The organism is Thiomicrorhabdus sp. Milos-T2 (assembly GCF_000702325.1).
Lineage (GTDB): Bacteria > Pseudomonadota > Gammaproteobacteria > Thiomicrospirales > Thiomicrospiraceae > Thiomicrorhabdus.
In genome coordinates, this window is record NZ_KL370891.1 from 1,540,147 (window position 1) to 1,564,407 (window position 24,261).

Sequence of the window (24,261 nt, forward strand, 5' to 3'; positions counted from 1 at the left end):
TTTAGCTAGGTTAAGAACAATATTAGAGTTTTTAGATATTAGATAAAACTAATTTGTTTCGCCATCAAATAAACTGAATTGACGTTAGATGAAATTAAATAGATACTCTACGGTCTATTAGAGACCTTTGCACGAGATAGGTGCGAAAGAAAAATGAGGTAAAATTTGCCTGATTGCGGCGGAAAACGCAGGGAATAGCTAGCTATTCGCAAGTTTTTCAACAAAAATCGGGTGAATTTTAACCATTTTTATTCGTGCATACTCTCGTGCAAAGGTCTCTATTCGTTAATGGCCTATTTATTAAGTTAGTTAGACCAACTTGTCACTGAAGTTACTATAAGTAAGGAGCAAACCATGGTCGATGTGTTTAAAAATTTGTGGTTCCGAGATCCCAATGAACAATCTATATTTATTAACGATGTTGCGGTAAGAATTCGTGCAGGGATTTTACTTTTAATACCGATTTTTATGGGAATGACGCTTTTTGATGCGGTTTTTGGAAGTCACTGGGTGGTTGATGGAAATACCGCTGTGGATACCTATGATACAAACTGGGATGACCAAATTATTTATCAAGTTGAGGCCACAAGACGCGTTTACGACTGGACTCTTCAAACAAACATTCTTTTGTATGGCCTGTTTGAAATGGTTGCCAGTATGTTTGTTTTTACCTCAAGATTTTTGCCTACGGTTTATATTTCAGCCTTTTTAGCACGTAAAATACCTCCCGTTTGGAAACCTTTAGTTCCAAAACGTTTTGCCTGGACGCTAGGTTCATCATTTATTCTGGTTTGTTTGGTTTTCTTTAATCCAAGCGTTGTTGCAGGATGGGTTAATGAGATTGCTGGCTCGACCTTATTGCCAGAAACCTACAACTTCTTACCTTATTGGATTCCACTAACTTTAGTATGGGTTTGTTTTGGTTTTATGTGGTTAGAAGCAACGCTTGGTTTTTGTGTAGGCTGTAAAATTCATGCTTTACTGGTTATGGTTGGCGTACTTAAAGAAGAGTGTGAATCATGTAACAATATTGACTGGGATGAGATTGCTCGTAAACACAAAGCAAAACAAGAGGCTGAAAAACAAGCCGAAACGGCTAGCTCTTAATCTCGCTTTCAATCAACCAGGCCTGGTAGTTCATTTGAACTGACCAGGCCTGGTCATTTCTAACTGTCTAACTTATTGGGGTCACTTCACAGTACAGCGGTTGAGAAGCCTTTTTAAATATTAGCCTTTGCCTTAAATATTGTCACTCAGGCTTCCCGTTACTTTTTGCAATTTGGCAAAAAGTAACCAAAAAACAAACCCCGCTCCATAAATGGGCAAGTTCTAAGTTTGTGAACTGAAAACGCTGAACTCGCTGGTGCCCGTAGGAAATGCCCTTGGGGTACTCAAACAGCAGCGTTTTTTTACCGTTCACTACACTAAGAACCTTGCACCATTTATTACAAGGGGAGTTAAGGCGTTTGCCCAAGCTTCAATATTAAGTATCACAAAAGTGGAAAATAACCCAAATCTGATAATGAATTTTTATCAAGTTAGGTTAGTAATTAACTGTTGTCTTGTCAGATTAAGTTTATTTTTTTACAATTTAGAACTAGTCTCAAACTTATAAAGAACTCTATTTTAGAAGTCTACTTTTGCTCTTAAGGACTTTGTTTTACTGCGTTTGGTTTTACTTTCTAAACGTCGTTTTTGCGAACCTTTTGTCGGTTTTGTCGCAACACGTTTTCTTTTAACGATAGTAACAGACTTAATCAACTCAACTAAACGCTCTACAGCCGCTTCTCTATTTAAATTTTGCTCTCTAAACTCTTGCGCCTTAATCACAATTATTCCATCTTTAGTAATACGCTTATCTTTCAGTTCCAAAAGACGAGTTTTATAAAACTCAGGCAGTGAGGAAGCTTTAATATCAAAACGAAGATGAATAGCCGACGACACTTTATTAACATTTTGACCACCCGCGCCCTGTGCGCGAACAGCGGAAAATGCTAATTCTGAGCTAGCAAGCCAAACGTTGTGTGAAATCTTAATCATAGTTCTAGCTTATCGGCTCTTGCAAAAATCTCTGCTAGTTAGTCGGACGTAAAAATAGTTGGTACCCATGATTATTTTGTTCATTATCAAACGGATAACCTAACTCATTCAAATAGGCTTCAAAGTCTTCATGTTGCTCAGGTGGCACCTGAACGCCCACTAATACTCGACCATAGGCTGCACCGTGATTACGGTAATGAAACAAACTAATGTTCCACTCTTCGCTCATGTGGGTTAAAAATTGCAATAATGCACCTGGGCGTTCTGGAAATTGAAAACGATAAAGTAGTTCGTGTTTAACCCCTTTTGCGTGGCCGCCCACCATATAACGAAGATGTAATTTAGCCATTTCGTTATCACTCATATCTTCTATTTGATAGCCATTACTCTGCAATTCAGAAACAATATGATTACGCTCAGCCATTCCGCCTTCGGTTCTTACACCCACAAAAACTACAGCACACTTTGAATCTGAAAAACGATAGTTAAATTCTGTAATCGCACGTCTACCACCTAACAAATCACAAAACCTCTTAAAGCTGCCTGGCTCTTCAGGAATGGTGACGGCAAAAATCGCTTCACGTTTTTCACCCAACTCGGTTCTTTCAGACACATGTCGTAAGCGATCAAAATTTATATTAGCACCACTCACCGTTGCCGCCATATTCAAACCTGAAACACCATACTTTTCTACAAACTTTTTAGCACCTGCTACGGCTAAAGCCCCCGCAGGTTCCGCAATTGCACGAGTATCTTCAAAAATATCTTTAACAGCCGCACAAATTTCATCGGTTTTAACCGTTATCATCTCGTCTACGCAAGTTTGGGCAATTCTAAATGGAATCTCTCCAACTTGAGCCACCGCAACACCATCAGCAAAAATTCCAACTTCCTCTAAGACAACTCTTTCATTGGCCTTTAAGGCCTCTGTCATACAAGCGGCATCTTCAGGCTCTACCCCAATAATGCGAGTTTGAGGAGAAACCTGTTTAATCACTGAAGCAATCCCCGAGATTAAGCCCCCCCCGCCAACGCAGACAAAAATCACATCCAAAGGCTTGCTAAACTGGCGCAACATTTCTAATGCTACAGTTCCTTGTCCAGCAATTACATCAAGATCATCGTAAGGGTGAATATAGGTAAGATTTCGTTCTTCAACTAGTTTTTTAGCATATGCAGAAGCTTGGTCATACGAATCTCCAACTAAGACTACCTTGCCTCCAAAGTTGCGTACCGCATTTACTTTAATAGGAGGTGTTGTTTCTGGCATCACAATAGTCGCTTCAACACCCAGCTTTGAGGCGGCTAATGCAACACCTTGAGCATGATTACCCGCTGAAGCAGCAATAACACCAGCCGCTTTCTCTTTATCAGACAACTGAACCATGCGGTTATATGCGCCGCGCAATTTAAAAGAGAAAACCGGCTGTAAATCTTCTCGCTTTAACCAGATGTTATTCTGTAAACGTTTTGACAGTAATGGAGCAAGCTCCAAAGGTGTTTCTTTAGCAATGTCATAAACAGGGGCTGTTAATACTTTACGCAAGATTTCTGCTGGCATTCGGAATCCTAAATTAGCGGGATAAACTTAAACTCGCCATTAATAATATAAAAAGAGACCTTTACACGAATTGGCGCTCGTGCAAAGCAGTCACATTATAACATTCAACTAACTTAAGCTTATCTATAGTTTTATAAGCTTTAATAACCGATTTAGTAAGCTTTAATCACACCTTATAAGCTGCATTTATACTAAAAAAGACTCGATTATTTAACCTAAAATTGACAGAACGCAAGCCATCAAAACTTTCTCAAGGCTTTACGCATTATTTAAACAGCATATACCGCATATTCTCATTACTCTCTTAACCCTATTTTATTAGTGAGTGCCTACAATACACTCAATTTAAATCGATCTAAGTTGTGATTAGTTGTGGTAGGTTTTAGTAAACGTAACTCACCCTAGCTAACTTTTAACTTACATTCTTGTAGCTCTCTAAAGGATTTTTTAATGTTCAAACCCAATAAAATAACTCTAGCCGTTTTTTCTGTTTGCTTAACTCCAAACTATGCATTTGCAACAGATTTAACGCCTATTGAAGTGACGACTTCTCAAGAAGAGGCCCAACAAAAAACCGTAGAAGCAAAAAAAATTCTTCAAGCAGGAAACTCTGAAACCGGGACTACACTTCGTAAAATTTCTGGAGTAGAAGCATCAAGAATGGGAGGACACGGAGTTGATTTAGTTATTAGAGGGCAAAAAGAAACACAATTAAATATTTTAATTGATGGAGCCAAAATTGAAGGCGGTTGCCCTAACCGCATGGACCCGCCTACTGCTTATGCAGAAATGAGTAGCTTTGATGATGTTACCGTCATTAAAGGTGTTAACTCGGTTACTTACGGTACAGGTGGAACAGGTGGTACGGTATTATTTGAAAGAAATATGCCTGCTTTTGAAGATGGCAAACCTTATAACGGTGAAATAAACTTAGGCACGAGTAATAACGGTCTTACGCAAGATATGAATGCTACAGTTTCTGCAGGTGGAGACAAAGGCTATATCGTTCTTCAAGGGTCAAAAAAGTCGGCTGATAATTATACAGATGGTAATGGTGACGAAGTGCGTTCAAGTTACGATAGCCGTCAAGGACACATCGATTTAGGTTGGACGCCAAACGACAATAACGAACTGCGCCTTTCTTATGAAAATACGCGCACCGAAGATGCCTTATTTCAAGATGCCAAGATGGATGCCCCGCTTTCTGATGGTTCGACTACCCGTTTACGCTACAAAGGAACAGATCTAACCGAAAATATTCAAGCATTAGATATTGATTTATACCATTCTGATGTTGATCACGTTATGAACAATTACTCTTTCCGCCCAGACACAACTTTAGCTAATCGAAAAGAAACCCTTACAGATGTACAATCCAAAGGTGCAAAAATTAAGTTAACCAGCATGTTGGGACACACACAACTTGATTACGGTGTTCAATTTGAAGGCGTAGATAAAATGGCAACTCTTTATAACGCCAACACAAATACGGCCTTATTTGATATGTGGCCAAATGTCTCTAGCGAAACTCGCAGTGCCTTTTTGGAGTCGACCTCTTTGTTTAAGAACAACCAAAAAGTCATTATGGGGTTACGATATGATAACTACACCGCAAACGCAGATGATACCAATAAGAACTATTACCGAGCCGTTTATAAGAACTATTCTGAAAAAACAGAAGTTGACCAATCAAATATCAACGCCCTATTACGCTATGAGCGCAAGTATGACAACAATATTAATGTATTTGCCGCTTTAAGCCGCACTCATCGTTATGCGGATGCTACAGAGCTTTTCATTGCAAAAGGCACAAGCTGGACAGGGAATCCAGACTTAAAACCTGAGCAACATAATCAATTTGATATCGGGTTATCTCAAAGTTCTAATAAAACGACTTGGTCTGCTTCGATATTTTATGATTCTGTTAACAACTATATCTTAAAAGACAAAGGTTCAAACCAAACCGCTAGCCTAAATACCGCGGGAACCAATACCGTATACCTTAATAAAGATGCTACGATATCCGGGTTAGATATTTCTGCAGAAACCAAAGCCAATCAACACCTCACATTAGGGGGAAATGCTAGCTTAACTCACGGTACTAATGAAACAGACAACCGTAACCTAACAGGAATGTCTCCTTTTAACGGAAACCTGTATGCTGAGTATGCCGCTAATAGCTGGAACACTGGAGCACGCTTCAACTTTGCAACGGCTCAAGATGAAGTTAATAGTGAATTTAATGAAGACGAAACCCCAGCATGGAGCACTGTAGACTTATATGCTGGCTATAAAGTGAACAAAACCATTGTGTTAACTGCTGGTGTTGATAACCTGTTTGATCATGCTTACTTCACTCATGTAAACAGATATGACCCAACTCAAGGCGATATATATAAGGTTTACGAACCTGGTCGTATTGTTTGGGCTAAACTCAATGCTAAATTTTAAAGATGACAAAACATTAATCTAAGAGCTTCCAATGAATTCAAAAATTATTATTTTTGTACTCGCTTTAGGCGTTATTTTAGGAACGGCCTGGGTGGTACAACCTTTTAGTGATAAAGCAAACTTACCAAAAATCATTAGTAATGAAAAACCGCAAGGCGGCAATTTTACGCTAAATGGAATTGATGGTCCAAAGCAGCTTTCAGACTATAAAGGAAAAGTAGTTTTACTCTATTTTGGATATACCTATTGCCCTGATATTTGCCCCACAAATTTAGGCAATATTTCTTTAGCTTATCAACAACTGTCTCAAAAACAAAAAGACGGTGTACAAATTATATTTGTCTCAGTTGATCCGGAACGCGATACACCAAAACGTTTACAACAGTATGTAAATTATTTTGAAGCCAATATGATTGGTTTAACCAGTGATGCAAAAACCATTGCTAAAGTAGCTAAACAATATGGTGTAGTGTACGCAAAAGTTGAAGATTCAAATAACGGAACTAACTATGCCGTTGATCACTCAGCCTTTACCTATGTCATTACCCCAGATGGTAAACTGCAAACACAACTTCCTCATGCCACCAGTCCTGATGTGTTTGCAAAAACCATTCAGGAATATGAAAACCAATAAAAACCAATACAAATATATACAAAGATATACAAACATATAAAAACAAATTAAATCAAAGGACTAAAATCACATGAAAAAGACACTAAGCATTTTAACTCTAAGTGTTATCACCTCTCTAACCTCTTTAGCCGCTATGGCTAATGAAGCAGAAGAAGCGAATATTTCAGCACCCTTCGCCCGCGAAGTTCCTCCTGGAGCTCCAGCAAGTGCCAGTTTTATGACCATTGAGAATAAGTCAAATAAGCCCTTAAAAATCACTTCAGCTGAATCCGATGTTGCCAAAACCGTTGAACTTCATACCCATACGAACGATAACGGTGTAATGCGTATGCGCCAGATTCCATTTATTGAAGTGCCTGCGGGCGGAAAAACAGAACTTAAACCTGGCGGTTTACATATTATGTTAATTGGGCCACATAAACCTCTAAAAATGGGACAAACCGTTAAGGTTAAACTTAATTTTGAGGACGGTAGCTCAAAAACCGTATCTATGCCGGTTAAATCTTTTAAAAAAATGATGATGAATCACAAAATGCCAATGCATGAACATAATCATCAACATAATCATGAACAGATGATGGAACATAGTCACGAGCACATGAATTAATTTTCATTTTCCTGTTAAAATCATGGTTTAAATTTTTAATATTGTGGTTGAGTTTATAGTCCACCACAAATAAATAGTCGACCTTAAACTTCGACTTAGCAAAACAGAAGAGTTAAATGAAAAAAAATATCAAAAACGTATCTATTGCTATCGGATTAATAGTTTCTGCTTTTACTATCACGTCAGTGCAAGCCCAAACAGAGGCTGGAAAACGAATTATTGATCGTGATGGCGAACTGTCCAAAACCGGAACTTTGCAGCTGTGTGTAGACTACTCAACCCTAAAAGATGATAAAAAACGCAAAGCTTATTTAAAAGAACTCGATTTACGATCTCAATTAAGTGAAGCCGATCACAAAAACATCCCGCTTCATAAGGTCGCTACTAGTATGACAATGTGCGGAATGTACATGTCCGTGGGTAAACCAGTGAGCGAAAAATCAAGACAAATTCGCCCATTAACGTTTAAAACAGTTCATGTTTATCCTGATATGTACTACGTATCTCAATCAGGCATTGTGGTAGATGCTTATGAACGTAAAGAAGGTTCAATACCTCCAAAGTTAATTCATGAAGCTCCAAAAGTTCAAGAATCTCCTACCCTAAAAAAGTAAAGTTTGTTCTTGTTTAGAGCGTATTGCGAGAATCCATCTTAAGAAAACTTTCTAAAAAAACACCAGTCTAAATTAACCAGGCCTGGTGTTTTCTATGTTTACACATCCGCTATTGTAAAATCGTTAAAGCAATCAATGCTAACACGTAATCTTCCCTATACAATCTCATGTCAATTGATTAAAATTGGATGCTGATAAAAATACTATATAAATATAAATTTAAGAAATAAATTGAAGAGGTCGACTCATGACACAAGATGAACTAAAGCAAAAAGTGGCTCAAGCAGCAATTGAATACGTTGTTCCAGATACCATCATTGGGGTAGGAACCGGTTCAACAGCCAACTTCTTTATTGATGAGTTAGCCAAAATAAAAGGCACAATCGAAGGTGCTGTCGCCAGCTCAGAAGCGACTGCTGAACGCCTAAAGGGTCATGGAATTCCAGTGTTTGACCTAAACAGTGTTGCTGAAATGTCAGTTTACATTGATGGTGCTGATGAAGCCGACCCTGGTTTACACCTAGTGAAAGGTGGTGGTGGTGCGTTAACTCGTGAAAAAATCGTTTTAGCCGTTGCAGATAAGTTTGTTTGCATTGCGGATGATAGTAAAAAAGTAGATGTACTGGGTAAGTTTCCACTTCCTGTTGAAGTCATTCCAATGGCTCGCAGTTATGTTGCGCGTGAAATTGTAAAACGTTTTGGTGGAGAGCCGGTTTTACGAGATGGCTTTACTACCGATAACGGTAACATCATTCTAGATATTCACGGTTTAGAAATTGTCGATCCTGTTGCGACAGAAAATGAACTAAACAGCATTGTAGGTGTGGTAACAAACGGTTTATTTGCGGCACGCAAAGCAGATATTTTCTTATGCGGAATGGCTAACGGTGTTGAAACCATTACGGCTGAATAATAAAACTGAATAAGTAAGAAAATATGACTCTGTAAGACCTTTACACGAGCTGAAAATGTAATAAAAATGGAACGAATTCTTTAGACTAAAGATAGAGAAATATAGCCTTTTTGATACATTCACTAGCTCTTGCAAAGGGCCTTAATACAGGGCTGTCATTTAATAAAAAAGGGTCATTGTCATTCATGACCCTTTTTTATTGAACAATTTAGTTGTTAAAAAACATCTCTACAAAAAATTGTTTAAGATAGCTTTAACCAAATAAAAATTAATAGAGAAACTCATGGAAAATATTGGTAGTAAAATTTTTGGTCTTTTTGTCGTCGCTTTATTGGCTACCCTACTCTATCTAACGGTATTTTCAGATGGCTTAGGTCAAGCACCAGAAGTTACTGTAACCGGTAGCCAAGGGCAAAGTATTAATTTAAATAAACCGTTAAAACCTGTTTTAGTCAACTTTTGGGCTACCTCATGCCCAGGCTGTATTAAAGAGATGCCTGAACTTGCCAAAATGAAACAAACCCTAGGGGATCGTTTTGAACTGGTTGCTGTTTCTATGAATTATGACCCTGTTGCCCAAGTTGAAAAATTCATTAAAGCTAACCCTTATCCGTTTACCTTTGTCATGGATACAGACGGCAAAATTGCCAAAGCCTTTGGTGATGTACTACTGACGCCAACCAGCTTTTTAATAGCGCCTAACGGTAAAATTATCTATCAACAAGTCGGTGAAGTTAAGTTTGACATGGTGACTGAGCGTATTAAACAGTTGAGCCCACAGCTCTAATAAAGCTGGTTAAATGTCTACAAACTTAACGCCCACAAAATCAACGATTGATAACCTATCAGGTCTCTACGTTATTACTGATACCCACCTCATGAATGAGCAAGACTTAATTGCAAAAGTACAGTTAAGTCTTGAAGGTGGTGCCAAAATTGTTCAATTTAGGGACAAAACCAATGATTCAGCCACTAAGCTCACTTTAGCTAAACAGTTAAAAACACTTTGTCAAAGCTACCAGGCCTGGTTAATTATTAATGACGATATCCAACTGGCTAAACAAGTCAATGCCGATGGGGTACATCTTGGCAAAGACGATGACGATATTCTTAGCGCCAGACAACAATTAGGCAACAGCGCCATTATTGGTGTCTCTTGTTATAACGATTTAGAACGCGCTAAACAAATGCAAAAACTTGGCGCAAGCTACGTTGCTTTTGGCCGTTTTTATCCTTCCAAAACCAAACCCCATGCACCACAAGCAGAGCTAACCACACTACTTAAAGCTAAACAAAGTTTGAACATCCCCATTGTGGCCATTGGAGGCATTACCGCAAACAATGCAAAAACCTTAATTGATTCGGGAGCAGATGCTGTTGCTGTCATTCAAGGTGTTTTTGCTACTGAAAACATTCAAGTTGAATCAAATAAAATACAACGGCTATTTCCAAAAGCCTAATTTTTCTAGCTCTTATCAAGAACTTATTTTTAAGCAAAAATAACGCTATAATACTTCTCTAAATTTTTAGCTAAGAAACACGTTTCTTTAGCGATTTATCAAACTGAAAAAGGAATCTCCATGAGTAAATCACATCTACTATTTGAAGCCGCCCAAAAACATATTCCTGGTGGAGTTAACTCACCAGTTAGAGCGTTTAAAGGTGTCGGTGGAGATCCTGTGTTTTTTAAAGCGGCTAAAGGTGCTTACCTTACCGATGCTGATGACCGACAGTACATTGACTATGTAGGTTCTTGGGGGCCAGCTATCCTTGGCCACGCACACCCAGAAGTGGTTAAAGTTGTTCAAGAAAAAGCCCAAGAAGGCCTAAGTTTTGGTGCCCCAACAGAAATTGAAACGACTATGGCTGATTTAGTCTGTGACCTAATACCTTCTATGGATATGGTTCGCATGGTAAGCTCTGGAACAGAAGCCACAATGACAGCCATTCGTCTAGCCCGTGGTTATACCGGACGCGACAAGATTGTTAAATTTGAAGGTTGCTACCATGGCCATTCAGACTCACTACTCGTTAAAGCCGGTTCTGGTGCACTGACATTAGGCGTACCGTCTTCACCTGGTGTTCCAGCTGCTTTGGCAGAAGAAACGCTAACACTTACCCACAACGATTCTGACGAAGTACGTAAAGTCTTCTCTGAAATTGGTGATCAAATCGCTTGTATTATTGTTGAACCGGTTGCTGGCAACATGAACTGTATTCCTCCAGAAGAAGGTTTTTTAGAAACCCTTCGTGAAGTGTGTGATGAATCTGGTGCGGTACTGATTTTTGACGAAGTTATGTGTGGTTTCCGTGTTGGATTACAGGGTGCGCAAGGTGTTTACAATGTGCAACCCGATCTAACTACCTACGGTAAAGTCATTGGCGGTGGCATGCCGGTGGGAGCATTTGGTGGTAAACGTGCCGTTATGGAACATATCGCTCCATTAGGCCCGGTTTATCAGGCAGGAACCTTATCAGGTAACCCGCTTGCCATGGCTGCAGGATTAAAAACACTTCAACTTATTAGTGAACCCGGTTTCTTTGAATCTTTATCAGAAAAAGCCGCTAAATTAACCGCGGGTCTGCAAGCGGCGGCTGACGAACACAATGTACCCTTTACCACCAACCAAGTAGGTGGAATGTTTGGGTTCTTCTTTAATGAAGAGCAAAATATCAGACGTTTTGCGCAAGTCTGTCAAGGGGATCTGGATCGCTTCAGAAAGTTCTATCACGGCATGTTAAATGAAGGCATCTACTTTGCTCCATCGGCATTTGAAGCTGGTTTTATCTCTGCAAAACATACCGATGAAGATGTAGAAAAAACTATTGCAGCAGCTCGTAGAGTGATGCCAACGCTTTAAGTCATCACATAAAGTAACAGGCCTAAAAGCCTCTTTTTTAGGGACTGGTAATTTACCAAATAACCAGGCCTGGTTACTTTAAACAATCAAAAATATATCATGCAACACACCCCTAAAACTCTGGTTAAACTCTTTAACCAAACCTTTATTCACACCTACAATACCGAATTGATTTGCTGTGAAGAAGAACCTATTTATCGCCCTGCTGATAACCAACACCCACATCATAGAATCATCTTTGCTCACGGTTTTTTTGCCAGTGCTCTACACGAGATTAGCCATTGGTGTGTAGCAGGTAAAGAACGCCGATTACTCGAAGACTTTGGCTACTGGTATGAACCAGACGGCCGCTCAGAACAACGCCAAGCCGAATTTGAACAAGTTGAGATTAAACCTCAAGCCCTAGAATGGATATTTTCAAAATCAGCAGGCTTTGAATTTAACTTTAGTGCTGATAATATCGCCCTAAACAATCAACCCTCAGAAAAATTTAAACAAGCCGTTTATCAACAAGTAAAACTCTACCTAAAAAATGGTTTACCAACACGTGCACAAATGTGGTCACAATGTTTAATCAAGCACTATCGTAAAAATCATGTTTTAGATTTAGCAGAGTTTACGTTTTAAAAATCAAAAGCATAAAAGAAAAAGGGTTAAAGGGGTCAAGGGTTAAAGGGGTCAGTACCCTTTAAGGTTAAAGGGGTCAGTACCCTTTAATGTAAATAATACCATAATCTATTGAAATCATTATACTTTATCTTCAATTAAAACTTAAGGGTACCGACCCCTTTATTTGAACACTCGCATCAATCAACATCCACTCTCTGTCCAAAAAACTATGAAACTTCACAAATCGTTTAACCCAATCAATAACTATTCTCGGTAGAAAACGCATAACCTTCAAGACGCAATTTAATACGCATTTCATCTAGCAACATTGGTTTTTTTAAGGTATTATTCATAAAATTAAATCTTTCGTAAATGACAGAAAAACAAAATAATCTGCTAATTTGACATGAAAGATACTTTAATAAAAATAAGCAGGCTAAATTGCCTGATAATAAATGTTAGCAATTATAATAAAGGAAACAACATGAGTAATATTAGACATATTTTATTTTTTTTCATAATGTCATCAATAATCCCCTTTAATGCTCATGCTGGAGTTTATACGAATGAATTATCAAAATGCTTAATTGAATCCACTTCTCAAAGAGATAGGGTCGCTTTAGTTAGATGGATGTTCACAGCCGCATCTCGTCACCCAGCAGTAAAATCTATTAGCTCTGTTTCCGAAACACAACTAGATGCAGCAAATAAAACAACTGGACAATTAATTATGAGACTTTTAACTGTTTCATGCAAAAATGAAACCGAAAAAGCTTTTCAGTTTGAAGGCCAAAGTACTCTTGAGTCTAGTTTTATGGTGCTAGGCCAAGTAGCAGGAAAAGAACTTTTTTCTAGTCCAGAAGTATCTGCTGCAATGGCAGGGTTAAATAAATATATTGATAAAAATAAACTTAACTCTATTTTTAATTAAAGAAATAAAATATTGCTAACAAGGCACTCAAGTTGCCCCCCAAAAGCGGTGCTTCGCACTCGCTTTTGGGGGGCAACTGAGCTTAATCGTTAAATGACAAAGGAGGAGTATATGAAGAGAATTGGCATTCTTATCATCTTAGTCATTCTTATTGCGCCGTCGAGTTATGCACAGACTGCAAGCAAAAACCCCTATCAGATGTATGCATTGATGAAAAAAACGATATCTGAGTTAGAATGGCGGCTAGTTGAAATAAACTTGAAACTTGGGGATACCGGCTATTTAGTATATTTCGACGATACATCAAACCTTTTCAATGTGGACAAATTTATTGATACTCAAACTTTAGTGACAAATTCGCCCTCCACGCTAAGAGAGTCGTTGTTATCCAGTTGAGGCTGTTATTGGAAGTGAGATTCCAGACTTTGGTGAGCGTGGTAGCAAAGATCTAAATATCAAGTATATAATTGGTGAAGCATCGGCAAGGCACTTTGCAAACTACTCTTCGGGCACTTTTTCTTTTACCGATGCATACTACAGCTTCAGAAAGGAACATGGTAAATGATTTGTATTATTTTCATTTAATAAGACGCTGCATCTGACCGCTATTAAAAGGGTGGAATAAAAGGGGTCAGCTTAGAATCAATTTGCAAGTGCAACACTAAAAATCTCTTAATTTATTGAAATTATTACATTTTCTCTTGAATTAAAACTTAAGGGTACTGCCTCCCCCCTTTACTTAACCCTACCGCGCTAAAGCGCTGCTGGTTAGCTTAAACGTTATAGTCTTAAGAGGATCTGACAATGGACAATGAACAACAAATATTAGGGTTGTGTTGGTTCCAACCTGAACAATGGGCGCGTCTGTTAGAGATATCCGAAGATGCAGAGCAACTCGAGGACACTTACGAAGAATGGAAAAAGCGTGCGAATAAAGCTATTCAAGATTTCCATTCGTCAGGTAAAAAGATACAAAAGGTAAAAATCGATCTAGAAGAACTCTTAAGTTGGTGCAATGAAAAAGGAATATCTGTTAATGGTGGAGCTAGAGCTCAGTATGCTGCTGATGTATTGCTATTGCGTCAGCGAAATAAAAAACCATAATCGACGGTTCCACCGGGCGTTATGTGAATAAAGCGAGATCGTAGAATGGATTTTTCACCAATCGTCAATGAAATAGTCAGTGCGCTTTGGTATCTTATACCAATTGCGATTCTTGCCGGAGTTCTTAAGTCACCTTGGTTAAAAGGTGTGGTTGGCGAGTTTATCGTCAATTTATCAGCAAAGTTTTTACTGGATAAAGAAAAATATCATCTGATCAAGAACGTAACCCTACCAACAGAAGATGGAAGCACACAGATAGATCACATCATCGTTTCTGAATTTGGCGTTTTCGTTGTTGAAACAAAAAACATGAAAGGCTGGATATTTGGGAGACCTAACCAGAAAACATGGACTCAGAAGATTTATAAACATTCAAATAAATTTCAGAATCCATTGCATCAAAATTATAAGCATGTGAAAACCCTTGAGTCTTTGTTGGGTCTAAATGAGCAGCAAGTACATTCTGTGATTATTTTTGTAGGTGACAGCACATTTAAAACAGACATGCCTGAAAATGTGACCTATGGCGGAGGTTATGCGAGGTATATCAAATCAAAGAAAACTCCAGTTCTAAGCGAATCACAAGTAATAGAAATCGTGAAACAAATAAAACATAGAAGGCTTACTCCATCATTTAAAACAAATCGCGAGCATGTTAGGCATGTAAAAAATATCGTTGCCGAAAAAGAAAATAGCACTGTCCCGAGTTGTCCAAAATGCGGTAGTGTAATGGTTCTGCGGGAAACCAAGAAAGGTCAAAATGTCGGTAAGAAATTCTGGGGTTGTACAAAGTTTCCTCAATGCAGAGGAATAATGAATGTCACATAACAATCACATGCACTCGGACAACCAAAAGTACAGATCGTTCCTCGCTCTGCTTTTGGTTGAGGCTGAGCAAGGCGTTATGCAATTAATGCATTACTAAATTTTCAACATATAGAGAGTTCAAAAACAAATGGAAAATAACAGCGTGAATGAAGTAAAAATTACTGACATTAAAATGCCATTTTGGTCAATGGTCATGTTTATGGTTAAAGTCTCCATCGCTTCCATTCCAGCAATCATTATTTTGTGGGTTATTTTTACCCTATTAGCTGCTATTTTTAGTGGTATATTTGGTGGTATTGGACGCTTTTAATAATTAAAACATCGTAAAATAAATTAAACTGACTATTCTGATTTAATTCTTGTTTTCCAAGCGTCAGACCTGCTGATTTTAATTGATGCTCAACTTGAGGAATTTTAAGTGATTGATTTTTTGAAAGATCTATTAAAAATTGGTTTAGTTGCAATCCTAAAAATCATATCTTATTTTAGTGTCGGAACTGCAGGTGGTGCGATTGTTTGTTGGTACTACGGCATCCCTATTGGCGTCTCTATTTTAGGTGGAATATTAGTATTAGGAATCGCATTAGCTTTAACGTCTGATTCAATATTTGATTAACCAATATTTGATTAATTTAACGGTGAAATTTACAGGCCTGGTAACATCTTAAAGAAGAGTTCACTATAAGCTCAATAAGCTCAGACCTAAAAGGAAAATAATATGAAGAATTTTATATTGCTACTATTTTTAATGCTGTTTATTTCATCTGCAGCTAGTGCCGCTCCAGCTGTTGAAGGAATGATTAATGTTAAAAGTCAATTTGATGTTAAAACAACGGCTGATAGATTAGAAAATATTCTAAATAAAAAAGGCATGGCTATTTTCAATAGAATTAACCATTCTAAAAGCGCAGCTCAAATTGGTATTAAATTACGTAATACTGAACTTATTATTTTTGGAAACCCTAAAGCGGGAAGCCCTCTTATGAAATGTCAGCAAAGCATCGCCATTGATTTACCACAAAAAGCGCTAATCTGGAAAGACCGTAATAACGATGTGTGGATTTCATATAACGATATTAGCTATTTAAAAAGTCGGCACCATGTTCAAGGCTGCATTAAAGTCCTCAACAAAGTCGGTAATGCATTATCGAAATTAATTAAATCTGCATCAAGTAAATAAGTTGCACAAGCTAACGCATCTCTGCTTAGCTCAATGCTCCTAAACCTCTTGTATAAATAAATCGGTAAAAGTTAACATGGAAGATTCATCATTTCTGTTTTGGAGTATGCTTTTTGGGGCTATTGGCGTGGGTTACTTTCTGTATGGCAAAAAGCAAAAGTCAGTTGTTCCGCTTTTTATTGGTATTGGATTATTTATCTTTCCATATTTCATTTCTAATATGTATATACTCATTGCGACTGGCGTAGCTCTGGTAATAACCCCCTTTTTTGTAAAAGCTTAAGGCTAATATAAATTAAGTTCTAAGACTTGTATCTTTTATGTAATACTTTAGGTTGTCTAATACAAATATCTTAAACATCAATTTTTTGGAGTAAAAAAAGTGCATATCTCAAAAAAACCAATTGGATTCTGGTCTGCTGTCTCAATGGGGATAGGCGCAATGGTCGGCGCTGGTATTTTTGCACTGCTGGGTGAGGCTAGTGCTATTTCAGGCAGTGCTGTTTATATCTCATTTATAATTGGTGGAATCATTGCTTTATTTAGTGGTTATTCATTAGGTAAATTAGGTGCCCGTTATCCATCATCGGGTGGGATTATCGAATACTTAGCCCAATCTTACGGGGTAGGTTTTTTTACAGGTACGATGGGAATTATGCTGTATTTTGCCGCGATTGTTTCCCTAAGTTTAATCGCCAAAGCATTTGGAAATTATGCCATTACCTTTTTACCCGCGAATGAAACATCGGCAATGTTTCATCACTTATTTTCAATAGGAATTATTGTCTTATTCGTTTTAATTAATCTTAAAGGGGCAAAAGATGTTGCCATTTGGGAACGAATTACCGTTGGAATAAAATTTGTCGTGTTATCGGTTTTATCGGTAGCCGGTATTATTTTTTTAAAACCTGAGTTGTTATCCACAAATCATTACCCTCCAACAAGCGACATATTTTTTAGCCTTGCCATTACCTTTTTTGCATTTGAAGGTTTTAGGGTAATCACCAACGCTGCAGAAGATATGCCCACCCCTTCTAAAACGCTCCCACGTTCAATGATGACCGCTATTGTATTAGTAATGGTGCTTTACGTAGCGATAGCATTTGCTGTTTTTGGTAATTTACCCGTCGATAAAGTCATTGAGGCTAAAGATGTTGCCTTAGCAGAAGCAGCCTTACCTATCTTTGGTCAGATTGGATTTACTATTGTTGCCATTACCGCATTAATTGCCACAGCATCCGCTATTAACGCCAATTTATATGCGGTAACCAACGTGACTTACCAATTAGCGAAAGACGGTGAATTACCCGCCCCTTTTGGCAAACCCATTGGACATAGTCGTGAAGGATTAATTATCAGTGGGATTTTAGTGATTACCTTCTCTCTTTTATTTGATTTATCTGAGATTGCTGCGATTGGTTCAATATCCATACTGTTTATTCATACCATTACTCACATTGGCCATCTAAAAATCATTTCTGAAACCGGCGGTTCTAAAGTCTTAGTTTTTATGGCCGCCATGCTAAGTTTTATTGCGATGGTGCTTGCCCTGATTTATGTCAGCAAGGAATTAGATAATATTATGTTTATTCTTATTGGGTTTGTTCTTGTTGCGTCACTTACAGAAATTTTATTGCAAAAAATAACAAAACGAGAAATTAAACCAAGGATAAACAACTAGGCCTGGTAGCTTTTTAAATTCGATTCTTTTTTTGATAAAAAATCATATTTTGAGACCTTTATGCGAGAAAGTGAAACCACTCCAGTTTTTTGCACGATACATTCCAGCGTGAAAAACCTAAACCAAACAAAAATATCTTCATATTTAATCCCCCTTTCCATTAAAAAATTAATGGGATTGCTTAGCTTAAGCTCTTAAAATCAAACTAGTGGTTATTTATAAACAGAGCTTTTCAAGAGGTCGTTACATTAATAAAAATGTCTTATCTGTGTTGATTATAATAGGCATACCAAAGTTACATTTGTTAGCACCATAAATTATGGAGACTCATACAATAATGGATTTTCTTACCTTTAAAAGCTTCATTAGTATAGAGGTTCTAATTACCTTTTATTACCTAGGTGCAATCATATTACCCTTTGGAACCTGGTTATTAATGATTTGGTTATTTCAAAAATATGAACTGGTTAATCTCGCATATAAACAAGGAAAAGAAACCCTCTTAAAAACCTTAAATAAACGGCAAAAACGAAATTTAATCATTTTTTTCCTTACTTCGTTTTTGTTTATGGAATTATTTTGGCGAATGCTATTTGAATTTTTGATTGCCTACATGCAAATACGCGATGCTCTATTACACTCTCCAATGTAACCAGTTTCATAACCAAAATGACCAACCATTCATGTTTTAAAACAGTGGAGTGGCTTCACTCAGACGAATAGGTATTCGTAAAGAAAAAGGGCAATCCGAGTTTCAAAATATCTTTTTAAATAAAAAATTTACTTATATTAATGGCTAAATTCGATATGAACGAATACTTATAAATATGTCAGAATCATCATTTTATAGTACTATTACAACCAACTAAACGCCCATTGTGAGTCAATAAAAATGAAAACGTTTTTAATGTTTTTTTTGTACATTACAACATCCCTAACAATGTTACAGGCCACAGCGGTTTATGCGTCCGAACTTATTCAACCTATTCCCAATAAAATTGATGTTAACCCTAGCAAAGTAAAGCTTGGAAAGTCACTTTTTTTTGATCCCAAATTATCTAAAGATGGAACTATTAATTGTGCAGTTTGTCATCAACTCGCTAAAGGTGGCGATGATAATTTATCGGTATCAATTGGCATCAAAGGACAGCATGGTATAAGAAATGCACCAACCGTTTTTAATGCGGTATTTAATCGCTATCAATTCTGGGATGGTCGCGTAAAAACTCTACAAGAACAAGTACTCGTTCCCATAGAAAACCCACTAGAAATGGGACATCAAATAGAAATACTCATCAAAGAACTACAAAAAACCAATTACCAACAAAAATTTCAGAACATTTATCATGATGGCCTTACCGCCCTTAACCTCTCAGATGCTATTGCAGAATATGAAAAAACGCTGATTACGCCAAATGCTCCTTTTGATCAATTTTTAAGAGGAGATAAAAATGCAATAACTCAAGAGCAAAAAGCGGGCTATGAACTGTTTAAAAGTAAAGGGTGTATTGCCTGCCATAATGGTATAAATATTGGCGGTAACTCGTTTAATAAATTTGGTATTTTTACAAAAAGTAACAGTCCTGACTTAGGTAGATACCAAATAACACATAAAGAGCAGGATAAGCATCGCTTTAGAGTGCCTAGCTTAAGAAATGTGGCAAAAACCGCGCCGTATTTTCACGATGGTAAAACCTATGAACTTGCAGAAGCGGTACGAACCATGGCCAAGTATCAACTTGGGCGCAAAATTACTGATGATGAGGTAAAAAAGATTGTCGCCTTTTTAGAATCCTTAAGCGGTGAGCTTCCAAAAGAGAGTATTCAATAGATGCCGCTTAAAATTAAACTAGAACCCGTAACTCTATTTTTATCGCTGTTTGTTACATTATTGCTCCTAATGGTTTTCTACCTTAACAAGATTGAACAAAATGCAGAGCGTTATAACATAGTGCGTGACACTATCGTAAGTATGAAGCTTTTAGATCAGCGTTTTGACTCCTATACAAAAACGATTACAAAAGTTGCTAACTTTGATGATATTAACCGCGATATTGATGATTTTAGCTACGCGATAACCCGTTTAAAGAAAGATGGAAAGGTAGAGACCAATACAATAAAATCTGCATTTCAAAAGAAAGTTGAACACCTAGAAGATTTTAAATCGTTCAATGCTTCATTAGTTGCCGGCTCTGATTTCCTTTTTGATTTACAAAGAAGCATTTCCGAAAGCCCAAATATCAGCTCTCACCTTAAAAGTATCTTGAATGAGAGTCTCTTTCAAATTTTACAATTCACTCATAGCGAACAAATTAACAAAGAACTCGTGCTTCAAAAACTCCAAGATATCAAGCGCATTAATAAAAAAGAAAACCATGCTATTGTGAATAACTTTTGTACCCAAGCCGAGGTATTAGTAAACAGACTCACTAGCCTAAAAGAGGTTGCTCGAGAGGTTCAAAATAGAGTTTTATATACTGAACTTCACACACTGCATAATCAACAAGATAATCAATTTGCAAGCGACCTTAAGAAACAGCGTTTTATCGCCCTTTTCTTTTTTATAGCCTCACTTATCAGCCTCGCAATTTTTGTGGTTTACTATAAAAAATCACTTAAAAACCAGAAAGAATTAGTGGCCTTTAAATATGCTGTGGAACACGGTGACAGTTCAATCATTTTGACTAATCCGCAAAGAAAGATTGTTTATGTAAATGAAGCCTTTGAAAAATCAACTGGATATACATTTGCTGAAGTCGTTGGCGTAAACCCTAATATTCTTAAATCAGGCTTACAACCGAAAATAACTTATGAGGAGATGTATGGCCAACTCAACGATGGTCAAAGTTGGCAAGGTGAACTTGTAAATAAGAAAAAAGATGGCTCTTTATTTTATGAAAAAGCATCCATTATTCCGGTTTATCTTAATAATACTTTGATTAACTACCTAGCCATTAAGCAAGATATCACCGAATATATCGAAAAAAACAAAGCTTTAACACTAGCTGCTAATGTATTTGAAAATACCCAAGAGGTCATTGTCGTAACAGATAAAGAAAGAAAAATTATCTCTGTCAACAAAGCCTTTAATGATATTTATGGTTTTACATTAAGTGAGGTAGAAGGCAAAGATATTAACGTTCTTAACTCTACCAAACATGATCCAAGCTTTTTTAAACACATGTGGGATGAGGTTTTACTTAACGGCTTGTATCAAGGCAAATTGTTTAATAAAACCAAAAAGGATACTGAAATACCCATGTGGACAACCATTAAATCGGTTTACGATGACAATGGTGAAATCCTCAATTATATTAATGCCCAGACCGACTTACGTGCGGTTGAAAAATCAGAAGCAAAAGCTGAGTATTTGGCCTACCATGATTCTCTGACGGGTTTGTATAACCGAGCCAGTTTTGAAGAATTCATAGCTCGCGCAATATCTATCGGCAAAAGAGAACAAGACCGTTTTGCAATTCTGTATATTGACCTAGACCGCTTTAAAATTATTAACGATACTTTGGGACATGGCATTGGAGATAAGGTTCTCAAAAAAGTGAGTGAACGATTACGTTCTGTGTTGCGTGAAAGTGACTTTTTGTCAAGATGGGGAGGTGATGAGTTTGCCGCAATCCTTCACGAGGGAGATATCTCAAAAAGCTCGGTTAACATTGTTGCAGATAAAATTATTAACTGTTTGCAGGCACCCATTAATATAAACGAACATCAATTTACAATTACCGCCAGCATAGGTATTGCTATCTACCCAGAAGATAGTCACGAAGGCTCCACGCTAATACAGTATGCCGATGGTGCGATGTATCGAGCTAAAGAGAGTGGCAAAAATAATTATGTTTTCCATTCCCAATCCTTATCCCAAGAGCTTGAGGAGCGATATAACATTGAGATTGCACTCAAACGTGCTCAAAAAGAGAATGAGATATTCATGGTTTTTCAACCACAGTATCGTCTCTCAGATAACCATATTGTTTCTGCTGAAGCCTTGGTGCGTTGGAATTGTCAATCATTAGGCATGATCCCACCAGATAAATTTATTCCAATTGCTGAAGAAAATGGTCAAATTGTCAGCCTTGGCTACTTTATTTTTGAAGAATCCTGTAAAAAATTAAAACAGATGCAAGCAAGCGGTGTCGCTTTACAATGGGTTGCTATCAATGTTTCAACGGTGCAATTTAAAGAACCCGATTTATTGGAGAATTTTTTAGCCATTCTAAAACGTTACAACATTCAACCTGAAGAGATTGAAATAGAGATAACGGAACGTCTGTTAATGTCGAATACCGCTTCTAATTTAGAAAAACTACAAGCCTTTAGAAAATCTGGATTTAAAATATCTATTGATGATTTTGGTACCGGTTACTCATCCATGTCTTACCTTAAGCATCTGCCAATTAATACCATAAAAATAGATCAGTCTTTTACTCGTGGAATCGATGAAGGTGTATCCGACAAAGCCATCATAGAAGCGATTATCGCCCTTTCAAAATCCTTAAAATACAATATTGTTGCTGAAGGCATAGAAACAGAAGAACATGAACAATTCTTACGAGACAGTGGATGTGATCTTGGACAAGGTTATCTCTTTAGTAAACCGCTTGACGTTGAGACATTAATAGAAAAGTACAGCAAAAACTAATCGATTTTAAGCCAGAAACTTAAACAAGCAAGCCTGTTACTCTATTAACTTTGTTTCATTATTTATGTTTCTTAGGAGGTTTGATCATCCAAACAATCCATCCGACTATCATCAACAAAATAGCCAATTCAAGAAAAGCCCAGCCCATTACTCTATTTCTCTTTTAAGGCCGTAAACAGTTTGTGGTGCAAACCACCAAAACTGCCGTTACTCATCATTACAACCGTATCGCCAGATTGTAATTCTTTCACTAACTGGGCTAGCAAAGCTTCATAGCTATTTTGTATGTGAATCGGTTGGCTAAATTCTTCAATCGGTAATTGCCAATTCCAATCATCATCTATAAATGCGTAGACTTCATCAGCTTCTTTAAAGGCTAATGGTAACGTGGCTTTGTGGATTCCCATTCTCATGGTATTAGAACGAGGTTCAAACACCGCAATGAGTCTTCCAGAGTTACCAGGCCTGGTAGGTTCATTTGCCTTTTGCTTAATTAACTGGTTTTTAGCGCCTTTTAGAGTAGTTTCTATTGCAGTTGGATGGTGTGCAAAGTCGTCATAGATTTTAATGCCCTGCTTATTGCCTGATGGCACTTCACCAATTAACGTCATTCTGCGGCGAATGCCTTTAAACTCTGATAAGCCTTCTACTGCAACACGAGCCATGACACCACAATGAACCGCAGCGGCTACAGCACTTAATGCATTACGCACATTGTGTAGGCCTGTTAATGGCCACGAAACTCGACCTAAGCAACTCCCTTGATACATGACTTCAAATTCAGAGCCATCTTTTTCATAAAGTTTGTAACTCCACTCTCCGTTAGAACCTTGTTTTTCAATGGGTGTCCAACAGCCCTTTTCTATCACTTCATCTAAATTAGCTTCATCTGTTGGCATGACAATCAGGCCATTGCCCGGTACGGTTCGAACTAAATGGTGAAATTGCTTTTGAATATCAGCTACTGAATCAAAAATATCTGCATGATCAAATTCCAAATTGTTTAAAACACAAGTTCTTGGGTGATAATGTACAAACTTAGAACGCTTATCAAAAAAAGCGGTGTCGTATTCATCGGCTTCTACAACAAAAAAAGGCGAATCTCCTAATCGAGCAGAAACCCCAAAGTTCTCTGGCACACCACCAATCAAAAATCCTGGGTTGAGTTTGGCGTATTCTAAAATCCACGCCACCATTGAGGCCGTTGAGGTTTTACCGTGTGTACCAGCAACCGCAACCACCCAGCGGTCTTTTAAAATATGTTCAGCCAGCCATTGTGGCCCAGAAGTATATGATTGTTGATGATTTAAAGTCGCTTCTACAGCTGCATGACCACGGCTTTTGGCATTACCAATGACCACATCATCAGGTTCGGTTTTTAAAAATTCAATTGAGTCATCATTTAAAACGTCAATTCCAGCTTGTTCAAGCTGAGTGCTCATTGGAGGATAAATCGCTTTATCGGATCCGCTAACCTCATGCCCCATGGCTTTAGCAATTTGAGCGATTCCGCCCATAAATGTTCCGGCAATGCCTAAGATATGAATTTTTTGTGGTTTCACTGAATTATCCTTGCTCTGACTGTCACTT

At 37.6% G+C, this 24,261-nt stretch carries 24 protein-coding genes; 21 read left to right on the forward strand and 3 right to left on the reverse strand.

Annotation, left to right across the window (positions count from 1 at the left end; genetic code table 11):
• Positions 1-354 precede the first annotated feature (354 nt).
• On the forward strand, positions 355-1,107 hold the full coding sequence (locus BS34_RS0107005) for a DUF4395 domain-containing protein (protein WP_038126308.1): 753 nt from the start codon (positions 355-357) through the stop codon (positions 1,105-1,107).
• 519 nt (positions 1,108-1,626) lie between these two features.
• On the opposite strand, the gene arfB is transcribed toward BS34_RS0107005, so the two are convergent.
• Positions 1,627-2,040, reverse strand: coding sequence for an alternative ribosome rescue aminoacyl-tRNA hydrolase ArfB (gene arfB, locus BS34_RS0107010; protein ID WP_029407824.1), 414 nt, complete (start codon positions 2,038-2,040; stop codon positions 1,627-1,629).
• Positions 2,041-2,074: 34 nt separating this feature from the next.
• Positions 2,075-3,601 carry a threonine ammonia-lyase, biosynthetic gene (ilvA, locus tag BS34_RS0107015; protein WP_029407825.1) on the reverse strand — a complete coding sequence of 509 codons (1,527 nt, stop codon included), beginning with the start codon at positions 3,599-3,601 and terminating at the stop codon, positions 2,075-2,077.
• 450 nt (positions 3,602-4,051) lie between these two features.
• Between ilvA and BS34_RS0107020 the strand changes: the two genes are divergently transcribed.
• The 20 genes from BS34_RS0107020 (at position 4,052) to BS34_RS0107130 (ending at position 22,671) form a co-directional block, all read left to right on the forward strand.
• On the forward strand, positions 4,052-6,052 hold the full coding sequence (locus BS34_RS0107020) for a TonB-dependent receptor domain-containing protein (protein WP_029407826.1): 2,001 nt from the start codon (positions 4,052-4,054) through the stop codon (positions 6,050-6,052).
• A gap of 31 nt (positions 6,053-6,083) precedes the next feature.
• The gene (locus BS34_RS0107025) at positions 6,084-6,686 is read left to right on the forward strand and encodes an SCO family protein (protein WP_029407827.1); all 603 of its coding nucleotides are present in this window, start codon (positions 6,084-6,086) and stop codon (positions 6,684-6,686) included.
• A gap of 70 nt (positions 6,687-6,756) precedes the next feature.
• Positions 6,757-7,293 (forward strand): copper chaperone PCu(A)C, encoded by a 537-nt coding sequence (locus BS34_RS0107030; protein WP_084151584.1) that lies wholly within the window; start codon positions 6,757-6,759, stop codon positions 7,291-7,293.
• Positions 7,294-7,409: 116 nt separating this feature from the next.
• Positions 7,410-7,907 carry a hypothetical protein gene (locus tag BS34_RS0107035; RefSeq protein WP_051640733.1) on the forward strand — a complete coding sequence of 166 codons (498 nt, stop codon included), beginning with the start codon at positions 7,410-7,412 and terminating at the stop codon, positions 7,905-7,907.
• Between the two features lie 247 nt (positions 7,908-8,154).
• Positions 8,155-8,820 carry a ribose-5-phosphate isomerase RpiA gene (rpiA, locus tag BS34_RS0107040; RefSeq protein ID WP_029407830.1) on the forward strand — a complete coding sequence of 222 codons (666 nt, stop codon included), beginning with the start codon at positions 8,155-8,157 and terminating at the stop codon, positions 8,818-8,820.
• A 283-nt stretch (positions 8,821-9,103) separates the two neighbouring features.
• Complete coding sequence (locus BS34_RS0107045; protein ID WP_029407831.1) at positions 9,104-9,607, forward strand: peroxiredoxin family protein; 504 nt, start codon at positions 9,104-9,106, stop codon at positions 9,605-9,607.
• 13 nt (positions 9,608-9,620) lie between these two features.
• Positions 9,621-10,280, forward strand: coding sequence for a thiamine phosphate synthase (gene thiE, locus BS34_RS0107050; RefSeq protein WP_051640734.1), 660 nt, complete (start codon positions 9,621-9,623; stop codon positions 10,278-10,280).
• A 120-nt stretch (positions 10,281-10,400) separates the two neighbouring features.
• Complete coding sequence (gene hemL, locus BS34_RS0107055; RefSeq protein WP_029407833.1) at positions 10,401-11,681, forward strand: glutamate-1-semialdehyde 2,1-aminomutase; 1,281 nt, start codon at positions 10,401-10,403, stop codon at positions 11,679-11,681.
• A 99-nt stretch (positions 11,682-11,780) separates the two neighbouring features.
• Positions 11,781-12,308, forward strand: a complete 528-nt coding sequence (locus BS34_RS0107060) for an elongation factor P hydroxylase (protein ID WP_029407834.1) — start codon at positions 11,781-11,783, stop codon at positions 12,306-12,308.
• 466 nt (positions 12,309-12,774) lie between these two features.
• Positions 12,775-13,221: a hypothetical protein gene (locus BS34_RS0107070; protein ID WP_029407835.1), complete on the forward strand. Its 447-nt coding sequence runs from the start codon at positions 12,775-12,777 to the stop codon at positions 13,219-13,221.
• An 804-nt stretch (positions 13,222-14,025) separates the two neighbouring features.
• Complete coding sequence (locus tag BS34_RS0107080; protein ID WP_029407837.1) at positions 14,026-14,325, forward strand: hypothetical protein; 300 nt, start codon at positions 14,026-14,028, stop codon at positions 14,323-14,325.
• Between the two features lie 45 nt (positions 14,326-14,370).
• On the forward strand, positions 14,371-15,153 hold the full coding sequence (locus BS34_RS0107085) for a nuclease-related domain-containing protein (RefSeq protein ID WP_029407838.1): 783 nt from the start codon (positions 14,371-14,373) through the stop codon (positions 15,151-15,153).
• Positions 15,154-15,280: 127 nt separating this feature from the next.
• Positions 15,281-15,463, forward strand: a complete 183-nt coding sequence (locus BS34_RS0107090) for a hypothetical protein (RefSeq protein ID WP_029407839.1) — start codon at positions 15,281-15,283, stop codon at positions 15,461-15,463.
• A 108-nt stretch (positions 15,464-15,571) separates the two neighbouring features.
• Positions 15,572-15,769 carry a hypothetical protein gene (locus BS34_RS0107095; RefSeq protein WP_029407840.1) on the forward strand — a complete coding sequence of 66 codons (198 nt, stop codon included), beginning with the start codon at positions 15,572-15,574 and terminating at the stop codon, positions 15,767-15,769.
• Between the two features lie 102 nt (positions 15,770-15,871).
• Positions 15,872-16,333, forward strand: coding sequence for a DUF302 domain-containing protein (locus BS34_RS0107100; protein ID WP_029407841.1), 462 nt, complete (start codon positions 15,872-15,874; stop codon positions 16,331-16,333).
• Positions 16,334-16,409: 76 nt separating this feature from the next.
• Entirely contained in the window at positions 16,410-16,616 is a 207-nt protein-coding gene (locus BS34_RS0107105) for a hypothetical protein (RefSeq protein WP_029407842.1), read from the forward strand.
• Between the two features lie 99 nt (positions 16,617-16,715).
• Entirely contained in the window at positions 16,716-18,014 is a 1,299-nt protein-coding gene (locus BS34_RS0107110; RefSeq protein ID WP_199774079.1) for an APC family permease, read from the forward strand.
• Between the two features lie 337 nt (positions 18,015-18,351).
• Positions 18,352-18,666 carry a DUF4282 domain-containing protein gene (locus BS34_RS13225; protein WP_051640735.1) on the forward strand — a complete coding sequence of 105 codons (315 nt, stop codon included), beginning with the start codon at positions 18,352-18,354 and terminating at the stop codon, positions 18,664-18,666.
• A 240-nt stretch (positions 18,667-18,906) separates the two neighbouring features.
• On the forward strand, positions 18,907-19,845 hold the full coding sequence (locus BS34_RS0107125; protein WP_038126309.1) for a cytochrome-c peroxidase: 939 nt from the start codon (positions 18,907-18,909) through the stop codon (positions 19,843-19,845).
• A complete protein-coding gene (locus BS34_RS0107130; RefSeq protein ID WP_029407846.1) occupies positions 19,846-22,671 on the forward strand; it encodes an EAL domain-containing protein in 2,826 nt (941 codons plus the stop codon).
• Positions 22,672-22,823: 152 nt separating this feature from the next.
• Here BS34_RS0107130 and mpl read toward each other — a convergent pair whose 3' ends face one another.
• Entirely contained in the window at positions 22,824-24,233 is a 1,410-nt protein-coding gene (gene mpl / locus BS34_RS0107140; RefSeq protein WP_029407847.1) for a UDP-N-acetylmuramate:L-alanyl-gamma-D-glutamyl-meso-diaminopimelate ligase, read from the reverse strand.
• Positions 24,234-24,261: the final 28 nt, after the last annotated feature.